Source organism: Thermoflexus sp. (genome assembly GCF_042408365.1).
GTDB lineage: Bacteria > Chloroflexota > Anaerolineae > Thermoflexales > Thermoflexaceae > Thermoflexus.
On the sequence record NZ_JBHOQJ010000251.1, the window covers coordinates 1 to 5,301 of the forward strand.

Here is a 5,301-nt window from a genome sequence, read left to right on the forward strand (position 1 = left end):
CGGCTTTGCCGCACGGGGAGAGGGGAAAGAGAGGTGGAGCAATTCCCCTCACCGCGTAGCCCCGTTGAATTTTTGACATAGGGCGCTACCCCCTATAAATCTGGGACACGCCCTGCGTAACTTCATAGTTGTGAAATGGGAAAACTCCTGGTATAATCCTTCTTCGCGGCCCAGTTGTTCTCCGCCACAAGGGTTTATGCCCAATTCGGTTTAAGGGTTTCTTAGGAACCTTGTAGGCTAGCTTGATCCCTCCTCCCTGTGGTTCGTTGGGCGCTAAAGTGCCGTTGTTCGCGGCGGGGTGTTTTTAACGTTCGTTTCTCTCCAGGGAGGAAGGGATTCATGTTGAGGGCTCTGTTTGCTTCCTAGGGCAGCCCTCAAGGGTGTTGTTCTTAACCAAATAGGCAGCCGTTCCGGCTTTTGGCATACGTCGGGCGCCTCCGATGATGCCGGGTGCGGAACCCGCGCTGCCTATTTGCTTTGTAGGGGACGGTGCGTGCGGAGCCGTTTCCCATCAGGTGCCGGAAGGCGCCGATCAACATTCCGGAGAAAGGAGGTGAACGATGGCGGGGGAGATCCTGACCCTGGGGCGCTCGGAGCTGGCCCGGCTTCTGCGCGCCATCCTACGGGAAGGGGACCCTTGGCAGGCCGCCGGCACCGCGGGGCTCCCCTTTCCACGGGTGGTGGAAGGCATTCAGCAGCTGCTCCATGCCGGTGCCCTCGTTTTCGATGGCCAGCGTCTGCGGCTGACAGAGCAGGGCCAGGCCCTGGCCCGCGACCTGGGGGTCCAGGTCGCGCCCGACGTTCGCTGTTTGGATTGCCAGGGGACCGGGGTTCACCTGGGCCTCTTCCAAGAGGTGACCCGGCGCTATGAAGAGCTGGCGAGGGGTCGCCCGGAGCCCCTGGCGGCTTATGACCAGGGGTATCAGACCATCGATTCGGTGATGCGCCGGGTTGCCCTCATGGTCGCCCAAGGGGATGTGGAAGGTAAGGATATCGTGGTGCTAGGGGATGATGACCTGGCCAGCCTCGCGTTGGCCTTGACCGGGTTACCCCGCTCGGTCGTGGTGATCGAGATCGATCAGCGTCTGTGCGCTTTCATCGAACAGGCCGCCCGCCGCGCCGGCTTGAACATCACGGTTTACTGTCGCAGTTTGACAGAGCGCCTTCCCCCCGAGCTGTTGGGCCGGTTCGATACCTTCCTGACGGATCCGACGGAAACCGAGCACGGGCTCCTTCTGTTTCTGGAAAAGGGATTCATGTGCCTGAAGAAGGGGGAGGGCCACGCTGGCTATTTCGGCATCACTCGCATCGAGTCGAATATCGGCAAGTGGCATGTCTGGGAACGGGAGCTCCTGAACCGGCACGCCATCGCCTTCACCCACATCTTGCCGGACTTCAGCCTCTACGCCAACTGGGAGGAGCCGGAGGAGCAGCCCATCCCGGATCTCCCACCTTTCGCCCGTCCTTCGCTGACCCCATGGTATCGTTCGACGTTTTTCCGGGTGGAGACGCTGCCCGAATTCCAGCCCCCAGAGGATTATGTAATTGAAGGGGGGCGGGAGCTTTATGAAGATGAGGATGCCCTCGACAAAGTGTGGCGCAGTCCGGATGTGGATACTGCGTTGATGGCTTCAGTGATGACGCCTGCCCCCACCTTGTTCCCGACGCAGGTGACTTTGGGCCGACACATCATCGCCGAGTTCTGGAAGTGCCAGAACCGGGAGCCCTTGCGGAACCTCAAGCAGGTCCTGGAGCACGCAGTGCGCAAGGCAGGCGCCACACTGCTGAATATGAAGATCCACCGCTTCGTCCCAGATGGTTTCTCCGCTCTGGTGCTGCTTGCGGAATCCCATATCTCCCTTCACGCTTGGCCGGAGTATGCCTACGTGGCGGTGGATGTGTTCACATGTGGGGAGGCGGATCCGGAGGTGATCGTCGAAGTGCTGAAGGATTATCTGCAGCCGGCCGAGTCTGCTCAAATCACCTTGGAGCGTGGCTTGGGACCGTTGATGGTTCTCCCCGCCCTGCGCCCGGAAACCGAGGCGGCCTCTCTGGGTCCCCGAGAGCTTCCAGTGGGGCTTTGAGATTGAAAGACGGGGCGGGTGTCGGAGACCCCCGCCCCTCGAGCTTCATGTAACAGTTCCGTGCATTCGGAGAAGATCGACCCCTCACTCTTTCGGGGGCAGACGCTCCAGCGCCTGGCTCAGCAAGGAGATCTGATCCTCAATGTCCATGGGGCGTGCCGGGAGGAGCACACTGAGCACTGTCCCATGCTCCTCATCGCTGCGAATGAAGAGATCCCCGCCCAGCGCCTGGGCGGCTCGCTTCGCGATGACCAGACCGACCATGGCAGGATCGATGCGAGCCCCGACCTGTTGAGGATAGAGGCCCCCCGCCGCCCCCTCGTTCAGCCAGGCCAGGACCTCCTGAGACAGACGGGCTTGAGGGTTCACAATCTCAACCAGCAATACCGACTCCTTCACCTGACCCCGGAGCTCAATCCTTCTCCCCTCTGGATGGATAGCGAAAAGTAAATCCAGCAAGGTGCGCAGAATGTAAGAACCATAAGGCCCATCCACAAATGTCTCCGCGGCTTCGGGGGATAAATGAACATGGAGCTCGATCTCCTTTTCAGACATCTCGGGTTCATAGGTCCGAATGATGTCCTGGATCAGCTGATTCAAAGGGATCGGCTCCACAAAGGTGACAGGCTGCCGGTGGAGCTCTGCGAAGGCGGCCAGAGGGGCGATGTAATCCAGCAATCGATACGCTCCCCGCAAAGCCGCATCCAGCATGTTCACCGGCTCTGCATTGTTCTGGGCTTTTAAGTAGCCTAGGGCGGCCTCCAGAAAGCCGATCACCAGCCCCAGCGGTTGTCGGAGCTCCGCACCGGCCCGCGCGATGAAGGAAGTCTTTAGCTCGTCGAGATCCCTCAACCGTCGATAGGCCTGCTCCAGCTCCTCTCGTCTGGCCCGCTCCTGTTCATATAGCCCTCGCAGCTCCCGAAAGGCGGAAATAAGCTGCTGCTCTAAACGAGACAGCCACTCATCGGGTGTCAGACGCGGATGGCCCATGCACCGCCCCCACTGGGAGAGGATCCTCCTTCCATTTTATCTATTTTGGAAAGAAACAACCAAATGCTGTGAGCTGCCGGAGTTTCGGGCCAGGCATGGGGTGCCCGCATCGGTGGGGTGTAGCTGTGGGACGGGGTAGAAGCTCCCATGTGGGGGCACCCACATGGGGCCGGGTTATCCGCAGGGCCCTCAGATCATCCGCCCTCCTCCCTGGAGTGGGGAGGGGAAGCAAGGGGAAAGGCCATCTCCAAACGCAAAACTTACGTGAGCGCCAATGGGTGATATAAACTCAAGATCATGGTGCAAGCGCACCCGCCTGATGATGTTCTACCGGGCAGGTCCAGTTCCTAACCTACGGGCCCTATCCGAGCGTCTGGGAACGCGCTGGAGCGCTCGGAGCCCTTTTGCCATCCTGACGCGGGGACTGAGAAGCAATGAACGGTTGGGGCCAGCTCCGGAAATCGATCCGTCGGCTCTCCCCCTGGGAGATTGAAACGATCTATCTGGCCCGGGATGCTTTGATCATCGCCACGGGCAATATCACCAGTCGTCTCATCGGGTTACTGCGGGAGACGGTGAAAAGCGAGCTGTTCGGATCCAGTGGGCCGTTAAGCGCCTTCGAGGCGGCGGCTGTGGTCCCGATCCAGCTTTACGATCTCTTGGTCGGTGGGATGGTCACCTCCGCCTTGGTCCCCGTCTTCCGCGAATACACGGACCGACTTCCGGAGCTCCGACGGCTTGTCGGCGCTGTCCTGGTCTGGGTCTGGCTCTCCATGGGGGCTGCCGTCCTGTTCATCGGGCTTGCCGCACGGCCGGTGGCTTGGCTGCTGGCTGGGGGCCTGGATCCCCAGCTGTTGGATCTCACGGCCAGACTGTTGCGTTGGACGATCATGGCGGTCTGGTGGATTGCGACCGCCGGGGTGATCAGCGGGCTCCTCCAGGCATTTCAGCGATTCGCCCTGCCGGCCTTCACCGCGGCGGTTTTTAACGCCGCGATGGTTGCTGCGGCGCTTTTGCTGGGGGAGCGGCTGGGGGTCACCGCCCTGGCGTTGGGTATGGTGGCCGGAGCCTTCTTCCAAGTGCTGTTGCAGCTACCTGCTCTGCATGGCCTGTGGCCTCAGCTATCATGGTATCATCCCGCCTTGTTGCGCATTCTCCGGCTTTATTCCCCCGTCGTTTTCGGGCTCGCTGTCAATCAGATCGCTATCCTGCTGAGCTATCACTTGGCCTCCCGCACCGGCCCGAACAGTATTGCCTGGATGCGGTATGCGACCACGCTTGTCCAGTTCCCTTTGGGCCTGGTGGTAACCGCCATCTCAGTGGCCATCCTTCCCCGACTGTCCCGATTCAGCGTGGAGGCGCGGCGTGGGTCGGAGGGCCCGGAGCTCTTTCGAGCCACCCTGGCCGCCGGGTTGCGGATGGTGGTCGTGGTGATCACCCCCGCTGCCTTTGGCCTATATGTGCTGGCGGATCCGGTGATCGATTTCCTGTTTCAGCATGGCCGCTTCACTGCGGCGGACACCGCGGTGGTGGCCGGGATTCTACGCGGGTATCTTCCAGGCCTCATTTTTGCGGCGATCGATCAGCCGTTGGTCTTCGCCTTCTATGCCCGGCAAGACACCTTTACTCCCGCGGTGGTCGGTTTGATTTGCAACGTGGGCATCTATCTAGTGGCTGCACTGGCCCCCACGCTCTTCCGCCCGTTGCAGGTGACCGACCTCGCGGTAGCCAACTCGGTGCAGTGGGCCGCGCATGCGTTGCTGATGGGCATATTGCTGGTCCGTCGCATGGGGACGATGCGTTCGTATGGCCTGACCCGGCTGGCGATGCGGGTTTTGATCGCCTCCATCGTGATGGCACTGGGGGTGGCGTTCGCCTGGCCTAGGCTGCTCCTCCCGATTCCTCTATCGGCCCATCTTGGGGAAGCGGTTCACTTGTTCATTATCGGCGGTTTGGGTCTGTTGATCTATGGTTTAACCCTGGCCGGGTTAACCTGGATGCCTGCCCTTCGAGCGCTTTGGGTCCGTGTATAGAAATCGGCCCGGGTTGCTTGTGCTCGATCTACTATCTACTGGAGTCCAAGCGGGGTTTTCGGGGGCTAGGAGAGATGACCCAAAACAGGTGCTAAAGCGCCCTACTACAAACGGCCTCCCTCCCCACGGCCCGAAGGGCGTGGGGAGGGGGGATAAAACATATCTTGGGGTGGGCTGGGCGCCTTTGGAGATCG

The 5,301-nt window shown here is 60.8% G+C and carries 3 protein-coding genes; 2 read left to right on the forward strand and 1 reads right to left on the reverse strand.

All coding sequences use genetic code 11. The features are described 5' to 3' along the window. Window positions 1–560: 560 nt before the first annotated feature. Complete coding sequence (gene speD / locus ACFMO5_RS11565; protein ID WP_376792905.1) at window positions 561–2,084, forward strand: adenosylmethionine decarboxylase; 1,524 nt, start codon at window positions 561–563, stop codon at window positions 2,082–2,084. A gap of 84 nt (window positions 2,085–2,168) precedes the next feature. Here the strand turns inward: speD and ACFMO5_RS11570 are convergent, their stop codons facing one another. Beyond that, window positions 2,169–3,074, reverse strand: a complete 906-nt coding sequence (locus ACFMO5_RS11570; RefSeq protein WP_376792906.1) for a sensor histidine kinase — start codon at window positions 3,072–3,074, stop codon at window positions 2,169–2,171. A gap of 434 nt (window positions 3,075–3,508) precedes the next feature. Here ACFMO5_RS11570 and murJ point away from each other — a divergent pair, with 434 nt between their 5' ends. Next, window positions 3,509–5,107, forward strand: coding sequence for a murein biosynthesis integral membrane protein MurJ (gene murJ, locus ACFMO5_RS11575; protein WP_376792907.1), 1,599 nt, complete (start codon window positions 3,509–3,511; stop codon window positions 5,105–5,107). Window positions 5,108–5,301 lie beyond the last annotated feature (194 nt).